The following is a 16,064-nucleotide window of genomic DNA, read 5'->3' on the forward strand; positions in this document are numbered from 1 at the left end:
AGTTTTGTAGTGGCTCCTGAAAATAAACGCGCAAACAGCAGCCACCTTGGGTGCCAAAATACTCAGCGCGCATCGTGTCGCTATCGGACTGGCCAGCGCATAAAGCTTCGCTGCCTGCCCGTAGTAGGGCGCGTAAAGCCGTCGGAGATCGCGCGTTTTATCTCCAGACAGTCGTTCCGACGCGTGAAGTTAGTTCCGTTGGCCTTTCAAGCCTGCTTGATTCCGTTGCTCGATCAGCGCCAGCACCTCGTTCCGCGGAACCGCTCTGGAGAAATAGTACCCTTGCGAGAAGGTACACCCGAGGCTTTGGACCATGCGAAGATCGTCTTTCGTTTCGACACCTTCGGCGACGACTTCAAATCCGAGCGCGTCTGAAACCTTCACCATCGCTTCGATCAGCGAACTGTTCGTCGAGCCGGCGCGCGTACCGGTCACGAATGACTTATCGATTTTCAGCCTGCTGATCTGCAACTGCTGCAAGGTGGCCAAGGAGGAGTATCCCGTGCCGAAATCGTCGATCGCCAGTCTGACATTCTTCTCCGACAGCGAATTCAGCCGTGTCTTGACGTTTTCCTGATCGATTGTCGCGTCCTCGGTGATCTCAAGCTCTAGCCGGCTCAGTGCGATCTCTACGGCGCTGAAGCATTCCGTCATCAGCGCCTCGACATCGTTGCGGGCAAGCTCGCGTGGAGAGATGTTCACCGCGACCCTGATATCTTGATTGTCCAAGGCAGCTAGCGTTGTCGCTACATCATTGAATATATATTTTAAAAGCTCGCCCGATCGAGCAATGGACGAAGCCGCGGCAACGATTTTGAGCGGAGAAATCCAGCCAAGCCGTGGGTGGTTCCACCGCAACAACGCCTCCAGACTTTCGATCTCTTGCGTATCGCTCCGGACAATCGGTTGGTACCAGACCTCAAGTTTCTGATGAGCAAGCGCTTCGATCAAACCAATCTCGATGTCGCGGCGACGCTCAATCTCATCGCGCAAGTCCGCATCGAATATCCGGAATTGGTTGCGTCCGTTTTTCTTGGCTGCATACAGGGCAATGTCCGAATACATCAGGGCATCATCCAATGCCGCACCGGCACCGTGATAAACACCGATGCTGACGCCGAGTGTCAGGGGTTCGATGCCCGCATAAGGGCGGGAGACAGCGCTGATCAATGTCTTCGCCAGAAACCTAAAGCTGGAATCGCCGCAGGGTTCAGTGACAACGATTGCGAACTCGTCGCCACCGAGACGCGCGGCAAAACCGTGTGGACCGATAACCTCATCGATGCGCTTTGCTGCTTCGACAAGAACCCGATCGCCAGCCTGATGTCCGAACGCATCGTTGATGGATTTGAACCCGTCGAGATCCAGCATGAACATGACATTGTCCGTCTCACGCGCAAAGAGAGGCTCCGCCCGATCTGAGAAGCCATGCCGGTTGAGCAGCCCTGTCAGCTTGTCGATCCCGACCAGTTCAGACGCGTTCCTTGCCAGCATCAACGCTTGATTTGTGGTTGTCTCCAACTGGCCGGAGAGTGCAATCGCCTCATTCCTCTTCCTGCTGTCGTTGCAGAACAGCCTCTCGTTTACCCGTGCCCCGCGAATGAGAGCAAAGAGGTAAAGACCGACGGTGCATGAGATCAGCAATTTGTCCAAATCGCCGGATTGCTCAAGCCAGTAGGCGCTGGTGAGAAGAGGCGGCGTTATGAAGGCGGTCGGAACTTTTGCGAATGAATAGCCGTACGTAACTGCACCCGCGGTGATGCCACACACGATCAGCGCATAGAACAATGTCTGCGGCGACGTGTACCAATCGCAGAGCACCGGGACCCAAGCCCAAACCAAGCCCGATGCGAAAGCCAACGCGATGTGCAGATGGAGATAGTTGCGGGTGGTTCTGTTGGAAGCCTCAAGATCACCGGCTGCCGGTCCGCTTGGCATCTCGGGCAATGGAAACTTACAAGCAACAAGCCGCGCCGCATTTGCTAACGTCGACAAGAAAAACCAGATCGCACCGGCTTGGCCATTTCCATAATAAGCTGCCACCACGAAGGCACAAAGCCCCAGGGCGATGTTGATCGGTATCGATAAAGCCACCGTCTTGCGTAAAGTGACGAGTTGATCTCTCTTCACGCTGGCGTCAAAAGCTACCGAAGTCATAGAGCGGCAATATCCTAAAATGAGAATTATCTAATATTATCGTTCGCAACCTACGGAAGTGTAAACGTCTAAAAGCAAGATGAATTCCGCCGCAAAACATAGCGATGGCGGAGGTGTTCAGGTATGTATTGGGATGAGCGATCGGGTTAAGGGTTTGGATGATCTTTCAGTTCGATCCATACCGGTGCATGGTCGCTGCTGTGGTCCCACCCTCGCACGTGCTTGTCGACTTTCGCGTTGACAAGGCGAGACGCAGCTTCAGGACTAAGAAGAAAGTGATCGATGCGAAGCCCGGCGTCACGGCCAAAAGCATTCCTGAAATAATCCCAAAATGTGAAAATGCGTTCTTCAGGGTGGAGATACCTCAGGGCGTCGGTCCAGCCCTGCTCAACGAGCGCCTTGAAGATGTTTCTCACCTCGATGCGAAACAGCGCGTCGTTCTTCCACCGCTCCGGCTTATAGACGTCTAGCTCCGTCGGCATGACATTATAATCCCCAACAAGTATGGAGGAGACATTGAGTTCAAGAAGTTCGGCTGCGTAGTCGCGCAAAGCTTTGAGCCATCTCAGCTTGTAATTAAATTTGGGGCCGGGATAAGGGTTTCCGTTCGGGGCATAGAGGCAGCCAATCAACGTTCCGTCGACGATGGCTTCGATATAGCGACTCTGATCATCCTTGCTATCGCCCGGCAACCTCCGTCTGGTGAGGTGCGGCTCGTTGCCTTTAGCAAGGATTGCTACACCGTTCCAGGATTTCTGCCCGAGCCACACCGCGCCGTAGCCGCTCGCCTCTATGGCTTTGATAGGGAATTTAGTCTGCGGAGCCTTGAGCTCCTGAAGGCAAACAATGTCGGGGGATGCTTCATCGAGCCATCGGATCAGGTTCTCCAGGCGGCCGTTCACGCCGTTGACGTTGTAGCTCGCAATTTTCAAGCTTTGACCTCGTCGATTGCGCATGAAGCTGGCACGACCCATCCCTTCCAACTGTCGGCAGGCCGATTGGTCAAGGGTTGGTCCATTTCGGATTACCGGCACTGAAAGACCGAGCATGAGACGCTCGGTCTTCACTCTATTATGGATGCGCAGCCGACCCTATCGAGCGATATCCCTTCTTTCTACGAAAGAGACATCAGGTTAATTACGATCTGTATCGCCGTTCTGGAACGTGCGGCGATCGTCCGGCTTGGGCGGATCGAATTCTTCGACGGGCGACGGTACAGGCTCAACCGGATCGTGCTCTACACCGTCCGCAGCAGGCCAGTCATTCGATGGCTCGTGAACCTGCTCTTCGTCGACTGTTCCGGTCGACGTTGGCGGCGATACGCCTCCTCCGTGATCTGCGGACCAGGTTTGCGGGACGGCTTTATTGTCCTCATTCGATTTGTCGTTCATCACTTTTCTCCCAAGTTGCAAAGGCTAACACAGTGGGCGAGTTGTTGTTCCGCGTCGTCGAAAAGGAACGGGTTCTCTCCCCGCAGTAGCTGCGAGATGTCGCAGCCCTCAGCTATAACCTCCTGCAGCTCTCTGCTCTGCTGCTTCACGTTGCGCATCTTCCGGAACGGCTTCCGCATGATCGGAGTGCCCACCGCCCATGGTGTAAGCCACCAGTTGGCGGGGGTCGAAATAGGCCCTGAACGTCTTGATCTTGCCGCCCTCAAACTCCAGAACGCTGACACCACTATAGGAAAAAGGCTGCCCCTCGATGGTGCCGGAACTGCTCCATTCCAACATGGCCGTGCCGTCACCCTCGACGACTGCCATAAATTCAGATTGTACCTTCTCAAAGGAGCCGCGATAGTTCTTCCAGAAAGAGGATGGGTCGGACGCGTCGTCCTTCGTCAGTGGGTTCGAGAGCTGCGCATTGTCGGAAAAGAGATTGGAGATCGGGCCGGGATCCTCAGACTGCTCCAATTTGTGCAATGCTTCGATGAAGTCGGATGTTTGCTGCGACATGCCATGATCCTCGTTTGTTGAAGGACCACCAACCATGAGGTTGGATGCAAGTTCCGAACAAATGCCGGCGGGGCTGTGATCAGCGCTGGCTTATCTCTCCCACGGAGGAATGAAACGACGGTCCTGATAGTCCGCAAGGTAACCTGAGTGCATCGGATTCAGCCAGTTCTCGCCCTTGAAAAAGCCGACGGCCGACGAGACTACACCGCCGTCAATCGGTCTGATGTCGAGCACGGATCGGAAGCTTCCTTCTTTTCCGACATCTTCGAGGGCATCGAGGATGCTCAACCTGTCTTCCTCGATCTCAAACAATTCGCCCCGAACGCTGAGCCCGACACCTGGACGATCCAACATCATTGGACCGAAGAAATCAGCAGCGATATGAAGCGGGTAAGGTTTCACCGTTTGAACATCGCCCATGTAACGAGCACCGGAAAGGCCTTTTTCGTGTAGAGCAAAGCCTCGCTTCAGTGTCCCATAAATAAATACGTTCAATGCCTGCTCCTCCTACAATGCGGGAGTGAACGCCGCGTTGTAAGAAGTCGTTCCGGTCGGATCGATACCGCCAGATATCAGGCCGTTGGTTGTCAGCTCTCAGCCACAAGGTGCCCTTCCGCGACTTGGCGAAAGCGAGCCGGCATGACCTTGTACTCGACCGGGCGTACGGGACTTTTCAGCTCTTCCACGGGCGCCGCGCTTTTCAGTCGTCTGCGTTCCGGGTCTGGCACCGGTACAGCAGCCATCAGCCGCTTGGTGTAAGGATGTTGCGGATTGCCGAACACGGCGGCGCGGGGGCCGATCTCGACGATCTCGCCCAGATACATGACAGCGACGCGGTGGCTGACACGCTCTACCACAGCCATGTCGTGAGAGATGAACAGGAACGCCAGTCCCAGGCTCTGCTGAAGATCGAGCATCAGATTGATCACCTGCGCCTTGATCGACACGTCGAGCGCCGAGACGCTTTCGTCTGCGACAATAACCTTCGGCTTCAGAGCGAGTGCACGGGCGATACAAACGCGCTGTCTCTGCCCGCCTGAAAACTCGTGCGGGTATCTTCCTGCCATGTCGGGTGTGAGGCCGACTTTCGTCAGCATGTCGGCGACGACGTCTTTCGCCTCTCTGGCGCTTCCCATCTTATGCTCAAGAAAAGGCTCTGCAATGGCCGCACCCACAGTCATGCGCGGGTTGAGAGAGGCGAACGGATCTTGAAAGATCATCTGCACGGATTTGCGCATCTCGCGCATATCCTGCTTGCTCAGCGCCAGAACGTCGCGGCCCTCAACGATGACCGAGCCACTGTTGGGTTCGATGAGCCGCATGATAGCACGGCCCGTCGTCGATTTTCCGCATCCCGACTCACCGACGAGTGAGAGCGTCTCGCCTGCATGGAGATCGAAGGATACGTCTTCCACGGCATGCACCCGTCCGGTAAGCGTACCAAAGAGGCCGGAATGGATGTCGAACCGCTTGGTGAGATTGCGAACTTCCAGAACCGGCCGGCCATGAACGACCGTATCTTCCACCACAACAGGTTCATCGGACAGACCTGTCGTCACATCCACCACCGGAAAGCGCAGCGGTCTCTGATGCGCCTGCATGGAGCCAAGTACGGGGACTGCGGACAAAAGAGCGCGGGTATAGGGATGCTGGCCGCGGTTGAAGATGTCTGCCGTCGGGCCGGTTTCCACCTGCTCGCCGCGATACATCACGACGGTGCGGTCAGCAATTTCGGCCACGACACCCATATCGTGTGTGATGAAGAGAACGGATGTTCCTTCCTCTTCCTGCAACATTTTGATCAGGTCGAGGATCTGGCCCTGGATAGTCACGTCGAGGGCCGTTGTCGGTTCATCGGCAATCAGAAGTGCCGGCTTGGTTGCAAGCGCCATGGCAATCATCACGCGCTGACGCATGCCACCGGAAAAGCGGTGGGGATATTCATCGAAGCGAGAGACCGCGGACGGAATGCGCACCTTCTCCAGAATACGGATGGTCTCGGCCCGCGCATCTGCCTTGCTCATCGGCAAGTGCGAAAGCAACGCCTCGGAAATCTGATCCCCGATGGTCAACAAAGGGTTCAGGCTCGTCATCGGCTCCTGGAAGATCATCGCAACATCATTGCCGCGCACCTTGCGCATCTCATGCTCCGGCAGCGCAAGAAGATCACGCCCGCCCAGCATGACCTTGCCTTCGATCCTGCTCATATCCGGCTGCAACAGTCGCATGATCGAGAGAGATGTGACCGACTTGCCGGAGCCGCTTTCGCCGACAATCGCTACTGTTTCGCCGGGCATCACCGTGAAGGAAATGTCCCGCACAACCGGCCTCCAGGCACCATCGACGAGGAAGGATGTTCTCAGATTTTCAACGGCAAGAACCGGGCCGGCGGCCGGTGCAGTCACGGTCTTGTTCAGGGCGTTGGACATCGTCATCGTCGTTCCTTGTCAAATTCGTTGAAGTAGCAGGCTATGCGGCCCCTTCGGGCCGACTGCTTGCTTGCTCAATCAGGCCAACGCAACGCACCATCGAAGCGATGGCGGCTCAAATTCTCAAACGGCGTGGCGATCACCTCGTTTGAAGCGCGTGCAGTATCAAGCTCCTCAGCAAGTCGTGCTGCGACGATCCGCTCTTGGCCAGGGTGGAGATTACAAGGGTCGAGATAGAAGTAGTGATGCTCTACCTCGTGGTCGCGCACGATGATCGGCGTCGGGCCGCTGCGAAGACGTGCGGCCAAATCCCAAGCGGTGATGTGGGCTTCCTGCGGCGAGACGATCACGCGCATTCGGTCGAGCGGATTATTGGTGGGATCCGGTTCGATCAGGGCGGTGATCCCAGGGCGGTCGGCGAGCGTTTCCTTCCACAGGTTCAAATAGCCGGTCTCGCGGTCGCGAATACCGGCATGGTCGCGCTTCTCCCACGCTTCCAGGGCGGCCATCACGCCGAAGATGCTTTCCTTGCCGACTTTCATGCCGCGCCCGATCCCCATGTTCTGCAGGAAGGCATTGCGCACGAGGTTCTTCTTGCCAGCGACGATGCCGGAGGTTGGGCCGCCGAGGAACTTGTGGCCGGAATAAAGAGCAATGTCGGCGCCCTGCTCCAGGAATATCCGCAGGTCATATTCGGATGCCGCATCGACGATGACCGGTACGCCCTTTGCATGCGCGATCTCGACGAACTCCTTGAGATTGAGAAGCCCGTAATCCACCACGTGATGGGAGACGACATAGACAGCTGCTGCCGTGCGATCCGTAATCGCATTCTCCATGTGATACCGATGGGTGGAAGTTGCCTGGCCGATCATCACCACCTTGCCCCCTGCAAGCCGGATCGATTGATCGACTGGCGCACCGTAGCTGACGACATGCCCCATCTGCACCAAAACTTCGTTCTTGGGCGTGGAGGTCTCCGGCAGTCTCTCGATTGCCAGAAGATCAGGTCCGGTAATGGCGCCGGCGACAGCGAGGCTGATTCCGGCGGAGCATGACGCCGTCACGAAACCCGCCTCCCCGCCGGTCAGGCGCGAAATGATGGCGCTTGCCTTGCGCTGAAGGTCGTTGATTTCGACGAATTGCGGCAGGATCGCCGCCATGGCTTCTATCGCCTCGGGAACGACGATGGAAGCACCAAGGCTCGTCATCGTGCCTGAAACATTGATGACGGGGCGAAGACCGATCTTCGTGCGGATATCGTCTGACATTATCTTTCTCCAGTCTGCCAGCCTGTCTGGCCGTGATTGCTCTTGCCCCGCGGAAGGCTATGCCATAATAACGCAATAGGTTCTTTGATCCGCGGGAGCGTGAATTGGATATGACGCCTTCATCTGCTGAAGCCTCCGAGCTTTCCTCGTCCGAGGACGGCGGCAAGGCGCGGCGCTCGCGCGTCAGCGGCATCGACCGCGCCATCCAGGTCATCGACTACCTGTATGAGAGGGGCGCTCCGGCTGGCGCTTACGCCATTGCCAAGGCGGTGAAAGCGCCGCTTTCCACGATTTACGCGATCATCGACGATCTTGTGGAAAAGAACATGCTTGCCCGGAACGACGATGGCAGCATCTGGCTGGGCGCACGGCTTTACCATTACGGTCTCGCCTATGCGCGCTCGCTCGACTTCATGAGCGTCGCCATGCATGAGATGCACGATCTTTGCCGTGAGGCGGGTGAAACGGTGCAGGTATGCGGACGTGACGACGAGCATATGCTGGTTCTCGCCATGGCGGACGGCCCGAACCATTTCCAGGTGGCATCGCGTGTGGGAACCCGCGTGCCGCTGAATTGGACGGCGTCTGGCCGCCTTCTCGTAGGCCACATGCCGGAAGAACAGCGCATCGACCTGTTCAAGCGCGGAGCCCGCATATCGCCAACCGGTCGCGCTACCATCGACGCCAAAAGCCTGTCGGACGCTGCACGCAAAGCCTTTGAAGAACGTCTGTCGATCCAGGCGGGCGAATCCGATTACTCCGTCGCCTGCATCGCCTCGCCGATTGTCGATAATCGTGGAGACTGCGTTGCGACGATCTCCATCGTCCTTCCCGAGCAGAAGGTCATGGCCGACAAAGCCGGCTACGCGGACCGCGTCAAGGCGTCGGCCGCAAGGATCGAACAGCTGATGGGATGGCGCAACCGCTAATCGTCTCATTGCCCCTTAATCCCGCAACGCGATAATCGCTTCGATCTCGACGGTGATGTTTCCCGGAAGTGAGCCAAAGCCGACGGCAGAGCGGGCATGGCGTCCCGCTTCGCCGAAGACGGCATTGAAGAGGTCCGAGCAGCCGTTGATGACCTGAGGATGATCCTTGAATTCAGGCGAGGCGTTGACCATGCCGAGAAGCTTTACGACCCGTTTGACGCGCGAGAGGTCCCCGAGCGCCTCGTTCATCACGGCGAGAAGATTGATGCCGGTCAGCCTCGCATCCTCATAGGCCTGTTCGACAGATACATCCACGCCGACCTTGCCGGTGTGCAAGAAGCCATTTGCCTCTCGGGGGCCCTGCCCCGAAAGATAAAGCATGTTGCCTTCAACGACATGGGTGACGAAGTTGGCGATAGGCGGTGGCGCCGGCGGCAGGTCTATACCGAGTGCGGAAAGCCGGTCGCGCGGCGTTTGTGCCTTGGCTTCGATCTTGATCGGGGACTGTGTCACGCGAACTCCTGTCATCTTTTCATTCAATCCAGCGGCGATCCGCCACTTTATCGGTACGAGTAGCCGTGGCTGTGCCGCACGAGCTTGCGCGCGCGGGGTATGTAGCGGCTGGCGGTAATGGCCTCTGCGCCGATGACCGAATAGCGAGGCTCGAAGAGCTGCTTCAGCACCGAGACATCGCCGTTGGAATCGGTTGCCTCAAGATCGGAATCGACCAGGTCGAAAATGGTGAAATCGGCGCGCGCGCCGACCGATAGCAGGTTCTGCATATCAAGCTTTATGACCTCTGCCGGCGCATGCGTCACGGCATTCACAACCTTGTCGAAGGGCATGCCGACCGAAAGCAGCTTGGACATGGTGGTGGCCAGATCCCAGACCGGGAAATTCATCGAGTGGCCATGCAGGTCGGTCGAGATCGAGTGGGGCAGAAGCCCGCGCGCAATCGCCGCTTCCGCCACCTTGAAGGAAAAGGATGCTCCGCCATGGCCGATATCAAGCCTCACACCTTCCGATGCGCAGCGCTCCGCCAGATTGAACAAATCCTCGTCCTCCATGATCGAGGAGCCGGATTTGCCATTGAAGCAGTGGGTGACGACATCGCCGGGGTCCAAGATTTCCAGCACCTCATCATAGAGTGCCGGTGGCTCGCCGACATGAACCATCATCGGGACCTTGAGGATCTTGGCAATCTTCTTGCCGAGCTTGACCGGTGTCACACCCCATGAGCCGGTGATGACATGGCTGGCGCGAACCTTGATGCCGACAATATGCTCGCTGTTTTCGGCGTAGCATTCGAGAATGCGATCGAGGTCGATATCCCTGATATCGCGCAGTTCTGCCACACGGTTGCACGCCACAAGCCCGATCGAACCGAGATTGAGGAACGCCTTGATACGCTCCCTCGACGGCTCGATGATATACTCACGGAAGCCATGGAAATTTGCTTCGCCCGCCGAGCCGGCATCGACCAGCGTCGTCACGCCGCGCTCAGCACCACACTCGGAAGGCCGTATCGAGATATCGGTTCCGCCGTGCCAGATGTGAACATGAAGATCGACCCAACCTGGCGAAATCCAAGCACCTTTGCCGTCGATCACGGTCGCGTCGTCGGAAGCAAGCGCCGGTCCAACAGCGGCAATCTTGCCCTCGCCGTTCACCAGAATATCGGTGGCGACATCTTTATCACCTGCGCCAAAAGCCATGGGCTTGACGTTCTTGATCAGCAGCGGCTTTGCGTGTTGACCGGTCATATTACAAATCCCTTCGCAGTCTTGGATCGAGCATGTCCCGCAACCCGTCGCCGACCATTTGCAGCGACAGAACGGAAAGAATGATGGCAAAGCCGGGGAAATAGGTCATCCAGTCGGCTTGTCCGATATATTGGCGGCCAGCGGCAATCATCGTGCCCCAGGTCGGAATTTCCGGGCTGACACCGAGCCCGAGGAAAGAGAGGCCAGCTTCCGCCAGCATGGCGCTGGCAAACAGGAATGAAGCCTGTACCAAAATCGGCGACAACAGATTGCGCAGCACATGCCGTGTCATGATGTGGAAGGTGGATATGCCAAGCGCCTGGGCTGCCTCGACGTAAGGAAGCTCACGTATCACCAGCGTTGAGGCACGCACGATGCGGGCAAGACGCGGTGAGTAGACGATCGACAGGGCAATGATCACGGTGGTGAGCGAAGGCCCGAGCGCTGCAACGAGTGCAATGGCGAGAAGAATATCCGGAAACGCCATCATCGCGTCGATCAACCGCGCAATCGGCGTATCCAGCCGCTTGAAGAAACCGGCAAGCAGACCAAGGGTCACGCCGATAATCGCGGATAAAGCAACGACGGAGGCACCGACGAGCAGCGAGAGGCGGCCTGCATAAATGGTGCGCGAGAATACGTCTCGACCGAATTCGTCCGTTCCGAACCAGAAGGTTTCACTCGGTGGCTTCAGGCGATTGACGATCGACAGCTTGGACGGAGAGTAAGGCGCGATCCAGGGTGCGAGCGCGGCGAGCGCAACGAAGACGACAAGGACGATGAGGCCGAAGGCAACCGTCTTGCGTTTCACAAACCGCTTCAGAAACTTTCTGCCTTCGCTGGCTGCGGGCGTCGGTGTGGATGTGGCAATGTCCGTCATCTTTTCCCGTTCCCTTTAGTAGCGCACACGCGGATCGATCAGCAGGTAGAGCATGTCGATCGCGAAGTTGATGAGGACGTAGAGCGCAGCAATGACAAGAAGCGCCCCTTGAATGACGGGATAGTCGCGTCGCAGAACAGCCGAGACAACGAGGCTACCGACGCCGGGGAGACCGAACACGGTCTCCGTCACGACGGCGCCTGAGATGAGTACTGCCGCGGTCAAGCCGATGACGGTAAGAATTGGGATGAGCGCATTTTTCAGCGCATGTTTCATCACCACGCGGCGTTCGACCACGCCTTTTGCCCGGGCGGTGCGAATGTAATCGTCACCCAGAACATCGAGCATCGACGCGCGCGTAAAACGCAGGATCAAGGCCGAAGACACCAATCCGAGTGCGAAAGCCGGAAGCGTCAGATGATACATGCGGTCAAGGAAGCTCGAGCCCGGACCACCATAACCAGAAACCGGAAAGATGTTCAGCCGCACGGCAAAGAACTGCATGAGAATAAGGCCGAGCCAGAAGCTCGGAATGCTGGCTGCCAGCATAGCAACGGTGGTTGCTGCCTGGTCGATAAAAGAGCCGCGGCGATAGGCGGCGTAAATGCCGATCGGCAAGGCGATGACACTGGCAATCAGCAGCGAGAACAGCGTCAGAAAGAAAGTCGGCTCGGCGCGATCAAACAACGCCGCGGTGACAGGCATATTGAGGAAGATAGACTGACCGAGGTCGCCCTTCAGCATCTGACCAAGGTAGTAGAAATATTGCACCGCCAGCGACTGGTCGAGGCCCAAGCGGGTTCTCAAGTCCGCAATGTCTTGCGCAGATGCATCCGGCCCGAGCATGACGGCTGCGGGATCGCCCGGTGTGACGCGCACGATGATGAAGACGATCGTGACGACGAGAAACATCACGACGATCATGCCGATGAGGCGCTGGAGGATATATCGGATCATAGGCTTCGTTTTCCCTTGTCGCAGGGTAAAAGAGTCTGCTTGGACACGCGGCGATGAGTTGCGCTTCGGTATCGCGCTGGCCCTCTCTATGTTTCACAGAACACGAGGCGGGCACGGGCGCGATGCCGGTCAGCGAACGACTACTTCTTGATGGAGGCATTCCAGAAGTAAGGCCACGGGGCCGGTTCAATACCTTCGATCTTCTTGGACTTCGCGGCAACCGCATTGAAATCGCCGATCTTCATGTATGGAATTTCCTCATACATGGCCTTCTGCACGTCGGCCCAAAGAGCGATGCGCTTCTGCGGATCGGATTCCGCCGAGAAGGCTTCGACCGTCTGCTTGCGTAGCGGCGTGTCCCACCAGCCAGGAGATGTTGGAGCAAGAGAGCCAATCAGAGCTGGTTCAGGCAGGAAGGGGCTGTGGGTAATGTAGATATCCCACAACGCCTTGTCTGCGCGGCGCTGGGTCAGGGTTGCCCAGTCCACAACCTGCATGTCTACCTTGAAGCCCGCAAGCTTCAGATACTCGGCAGCGACCTGCGCCATCTTGTAGTGGAACTCGTATTGGCGGCTTGTGAGGATGCGGATTGGCTTTTCGCCATCATAGCCGGCAGCCTTGGCCGCTGTGGCAGCACCTTCAGGATCGGCAATATTATAGTTGCCCTCCACACCCGCATCCGTGTTCCAGATGAAGTTCTTCGGGTAGATATCACCGTCAAGCGCATAGAAATCCGTGCTGCCAAAAGCCGCCGCCAGCATGTCTTCCATGCTGAGCGCCTGGCGAATCGCCTTGCGCATGGCAACATCCTTCGCCAAGCCTTCAGCCGTATTGAAGACGAAAACAGGATAGCCGAATGGCTTCAGCACGAGAGGTTCGGTTGCGGTGGAAGATTTGATCTTGTCGAACGATTCCACTGGGATGGAATCGATATAGTCATACTGCCCGGAGACCGCTGCTTCGACGCGGGTGTTGGCGTCCGGCACCGGAACAAAGCGGATTTCATCGAGATACTGATGTCGCCCGCCGCCGTAACCGTTGCCTTCGCCATCGCGTGACTTGTAGCCATCGAAGCGAACGAGCTGGATATATTGGTCCGCCTTTCGCTCCTTCAGCATATAAGGTCCAGTCCCGATGAACTCCTTCATCGGCTCTTCCTGCTTTTCCTTAGGAAGAATGATCGCGGCCGAATTGTTGAAGGCGAGAAGCGAGACGAGTGGCGCGTAAGGCTGCTTCAGGCTAATGGTTACGGTCGAAGGATCCGTCGCTTCGATCTTGTCGATGAAAGACTGAGCCTGCTTGCCGCGCGAGGCAACCTTGATCCAGCGATTGAGAGAAGCAACAACGTCATCCGATGCCATATCCGAACCGTCATGGAACTTGATACCGGAGCGCAGCTTGATCGTGTAGGTTTTGCCGTCTGCGCTTATCTCAGGCAGACTCTCGGCCAAAAGTGGGGTCGTCTTCCATTCCTTGTCGAAGGTGTACAGCGTTTCGAAAATATGCTGCGTGACGATGCCCACGAGATCGGCGGTGGAGGCCATGGGATCAAGGGTCGGCGGCTCACCAATCGTCGCGACATTGATCACTCCGCCGCGATCCTGCGCGAACAGAGCCGATGGGCTGACAATCATTGCCGTGGCGAGAAGGAATGCGAGCTTCAGTTTCATGTGTATACTCCCAGCTTCATTGTTCCGTTATTATGTTATATAAGCTTTTATAAGAGAATAACGGAAAGGGAGGGGCTGTCAATCGGGTTATTGTCGGGGCGTGGGAATGACACAACGAACGGAGCGGTCGTCTCGACCAGCGTGGGAGCGGAGGTACTTCTGGATAGGAACAGGTTTATCGCAAGGCAGCGCACCGCCCTTTCTGCTGAAAGCGGGCGCTTCGGGTACTCACGGCATAGTACGTGGCTTGCTAAGCGCTGCCATGCCCCCGACAACAGCGATCAGCTCGGGAACGATCGGGCCCAAGATCGCAATCCAGCTGACTGAAAGCCTCAGGGAGAAATCTCGCCCCACGCACGGAGCTTCAGACCGCTTAATTTAGAGTTCGGCTGAGTGGGATGCTGAGCAGGCCCGAGCAGACTCAAGGGCGAGGCTGTTGCCCAAGACCTCTCACTTATCCCGCCTCAGATAATATCGGTCGTCGTCGGTGACGAACCCCTTGCTATCCGGAATCATCAAATAGACTTCGTCTTCTCCACCGATGATCGCGAGCTTGATCTCGTCGATCTGCCAAGCCTCTATCTTCCTCTTTTTGACATTGGCAGCACAGTCACCGCTGATCTGCAGGCTCTTGGTGTCGTCTCCCCTGGTCGAAGTCGTATCCAACAGGGACAGATGGCAGAGAGTTTTTCCCTTCTTATCGGTCAGAACCCACTTGCCAACAGCGTCCTTCTCCGTCGCGGCGCGGTCCATCTTTCCAGGTTCAGGAACGAAGTAGCTTCGAGGCGACCGATCTATGTCTGTCACCCATGGCCCTACTTCTCGTTCTCCGAAAACGATGATTTCTTTTCTGGTCGCATCGCGCAGGACAATCCCTGGGTCTGCGAAATCCCAGGCGGCGATCTGATCATGCCAGGGTGCGCCGCAGGTCTTGCCTTCCGCCACCGCGCGGCCGCCAATCGTCTTCTCTTTTTTAAGCTTGATATGGCAACCGAGGCTGCCGTCCTCGGACACGATTAGCCAGTCGCCAACCGTCGCATCCACAATTTCCTCACTAACCTCCTGGGCCCGGCTGACACCGCTCAACGCCAGCATCAAAGCAAAACTCGCCAACACACCACGTCCTATTCGCATCATCCACCCCCAAGACACGACCTTTTAGCTATTGGGCGCCGCTTCTGGTCATTTATCAAGGCCTATTTAAGTGCTTGCGGTCATACGGTCTCTCGTCTGCCGAGAGGGTCGACGGCGACAACGTCCTGAGCGGGGTGACCTAAAGCGCTTGCGTCCTATTGAACGCGCGATGCACACTTTAGCTTTTGGTATCGACGCATCATGCTTTTCCAAAATCGATCCCGATTTTCGGGCTGATGCTGTAGGTAATGAATTGCATCTGCACATGTTGACCATCTCGCTCCTAAACACCACCTAAGTCTCGATGGTCAAAAAGAAATCCAGCACCGTACCGCTTCTAAAAGAGTCCTGGACGCTGCCGCCTGCAGCAACGCTGGGGTCGTCGGTACGTGCCAAGGGCATCTTGATGGAGCTGCGTGCCAAATTGCCTTTTGCCATCCGCAAGGATTTGGATATAGCCGGCATGGTTCTGACGCTTGCCGTTCCCGAAGACGAAGAGGACGATTTCAAGACTGCACGCGCCAAGGTCTCCAAATTGCTGGAAACCATGGAAAGCCTGCCGGTCCTGCCGCGAGAGATCGAAGATATTCTGACCATCTCTACCACCGAGCGCCGACGCTGGCTTGAGGATGGCCGCTTGCCGAGTGGTGGGATCAGGACGATAAGACTGCGCGGTCGGGCGAAACGGATCACCTTCCACGTCTTCGAGCCGAAGGTTGTCGAGGAACTTCTCAACAGCGGCCTCATCGACGAATGGCGAGAACACGATCTTGCCGCGAAGGCGGAAAACAGACGGCGTGCCGCTCATCAAGCCAAGCTGACGCGCTCGCTCAAGAAGGCGAAGTCTACCCGTCCAGCGGAGCGCACGTCAGCCGAACTCTCCGGTTGGGAAGAGTTCGACCGCGATGGCCTTCTCAGATAG

At 57.0% G+C, this 16,064-nt stretch carries 15 protein-coding genes; 2 read left to right on the top strand and 13 right to left on the bottom strand.

The genetic code is table 11. From position 1 onward, the window contains the following. Positions 1–189 precede the first annotated feature (189 nt). The 7 genes from WKI41_RS03655 to WKI41_RS03685 all read right to left on the bottom strand — a co-directional run bounded on the left by WKI41_RS03655 (position 190) and on the right by WKI41_RS03685 (position 7,809). Entirely contained in the window at positions 190–2,157 is a 1,968-nt protein-coding gene (locus tag WKI41_RS03655) for a putative bifunctional diguanylate cyclase/phosphodiesterase (protein ID WP_340192133.1), read from the bottom strand. A gap of 146 nt (positions 2,158–2,303) precedes the next feature. Beyond that, the gene (gene xth / locus WKI41_RS03660; RefSeq protein ID WP_340192313.1) at positions 2,304–3,089 is read right to left on the bottom strand and encodes an exodeoxyribonuclease III; all 786 of its coding nucleotides are present in this window, start codon (positions 3,087–3,089) and stop codon (positions 2,304–2,306) included. Positions 3,090–3,290: 201 nt separating this feature from the next. Continuing rightward, positions 3,291–3,548: a hypothetical protein gene (locus WKI41_RS03665; protein WP_340192134.1), complete on the bottom strand. Its 258-nt coding sequence runs from the start codon at positions 3,546–3,548 to the stop codon at positions 3,291–3,293. A gap of 108 nt (positions 3,549–3,656) precedes the next feature. Then, on the bottom strand, positions 3,657–4,109 hold the full coding sequence (locus WKI41_RS03670; RefSeq protein ID WP_340192135.1) for a nuclear transport factor 2 family protein: 453 nt from the start codon (positions 4,107–4,109) through the stop codon (positions 3,657–3,659). A 90-nt stretch (positions 4,110–4,199) separates the two neighbouring features. After that, positions 4,200–4,604 carry a gamma-glutamylcyclotransferase family protein gene (locus WKI41_RS03675; RefSeq protein ID WP_340192137.1) on the bottom strand — a complete coding sequence of 135 codons (405 nt, stop codon included), beginning with the start codon at positions 4,602–4,604 and terminating at the stop codon, positions 4,200–4,202. A 92-nt stretch (positions 4,605–4,696) separates the two neighbouring features. Next, complete coding sequence (locus tag WKI41_RS03680) at positions 4,697–6,538, bottom strand: dipeptide ABC transporter ATP-binding protein (protein ID WP_340192314.1); 1,842 nt, start codon at positions 6,536–6,538, stop codon at positions 4,697–4,699. Positions 6,539–6,612: 74 nt separating this feature from the next. Beyond that, the gene (locus tag WKI41_RS03685) at positions 6,613–7,809 is read right to left on the bottom strand and encodes an aminotransferase class V-fold PLP-dependent enzyme (protein WP_340192138.1); all 1,197 of its coding nucleotides are present in this window, start codon (positions 7,807–7,809) and stop codon (positions 6,613–6,615) included. Between the two features lie 110 nt (positions 7,810–7,919). Here WKI41_RS03685 and WKI41_RS03690 point away from each other — a divergent pair, with 110 nt between their 5' ends. Further along, a complete protein-coding gene (locus tag WKI41_RS03690; protein ID WP_340192139.1) occupies positions 7,920–8,738 on the top strand; it encodes an IclR family transcriptional regulator in 819 nt (272 codons plus the stop codon). A 15-nt stretch (positions 8,739–8,753) separates the two neighbouring features. Here the strand turns inward: WKI41_RS03690 and WKI41_RS03695 are convergent, their stop codons facing one another. The 6 genes from WKI41_RS03695 to WKI41_RS03720 all read right to left on the bottom strand — a co-directional run bounded on the left by WKI41_RS03695 (position 8,754) and on the right by WKI41_RS03720 (position 15,121). After that, the gene (locus WKI41_RS03695; RefSeq protein ID WP_425340973.1) at positions 8,754–9,266 is read right to left on the bottom strand and encodes a RidA family protein; all 513 of its coding nucleotides are present in this window, start codon (positions 9,264–9,266) and stop codon (positions 8,754–8,756) included. A gap of 32 nt (positions 9,267–9,298) precedes the next feature. Continuing rightward, positions 9,299–10,501 carry an amidohydrolase/deacetylase family metallohydrolase gene (locus WKI41_RS03700; protein WP_340192141.1) on the bottom strand — a complete coding sequence of 401 codons (1,203 nt, stop codon included), beginning with the start codon at positions 10,499–10,501 and terminating at the stop codon, positions 9,299–9,301. Between the two features lies 1 nt (position 10,502). Then, positions 10,503–11,381, bottom strand: coding sequence for an ABC transporter permease (locus tag WKI41_RS03705; RefSeq protein WP_340192142.1), 879 nt, complete (start codon positions 11,379–11,381; stop codon positions 10,503–10,505). A gap of 15 nt (positions 11,382–11,396) precedes the next feature. Then, on the bottom strand, positions 11,397–12,338 hold the full coding sequence (locus WKI41_RS03710; protein ID WP_340192143.1) for an ABC transporter permease: 942 nt from the start codon (positions 12,336–12,338) through the stop codon (positions 11,397–11,399). Between the two features lie 140 nt (positions 12,339–12,478). Beyond that, a complete protein-coding gene (locus WKI41_RS03715) occupies positions 12,479–14,008 on the bottom strand; it encodes an ABC transporter substrate-binding protein (RefSeq protein ID WP_340192144.1) in 1,530 nt (509 codons plus the stop codon). A gap of 450 nt (positions 14,009–14,458) precedes the next feature. Next, positions 14,459–15,121 (bottom strand): AprI/Inh family metalloprotease inhibitor, encoded by a 663-nt coding sequence (locus WKI41_RS03720; RefSeq protein WP_340192145.1) that lies wholly within the window; start codon positions 15,119–15,121, stop codon positions 14,459–14,461. A 325-nt stretch (positions 15,122–15,446) separates the two neighbouring features. On the opposite strand from WKI41_RS03720, the gene WKI41_RS03725 reads away from it, so the two are divergent. Continuing rightward, positions 15,447–16,064, top strand: a complete 618-nt coding sequence (locus tag WKI41_RS03725) for a hypothetical protein (protein ID WP_340192146.1) — start codon at positions 15,447–15,449, stop codon at positions 16,062–16,064.

Source organism: Agrobacterium larrymoorei (assembly GCF_037722385.1).
Classification (GTDB): Bacteria; Pseudomonadota; Alphaproteobacteria; order Rhizobiales; family Rhizobiaceae; genus Agrobacterium; species Agrobacterium larrymoorei_C.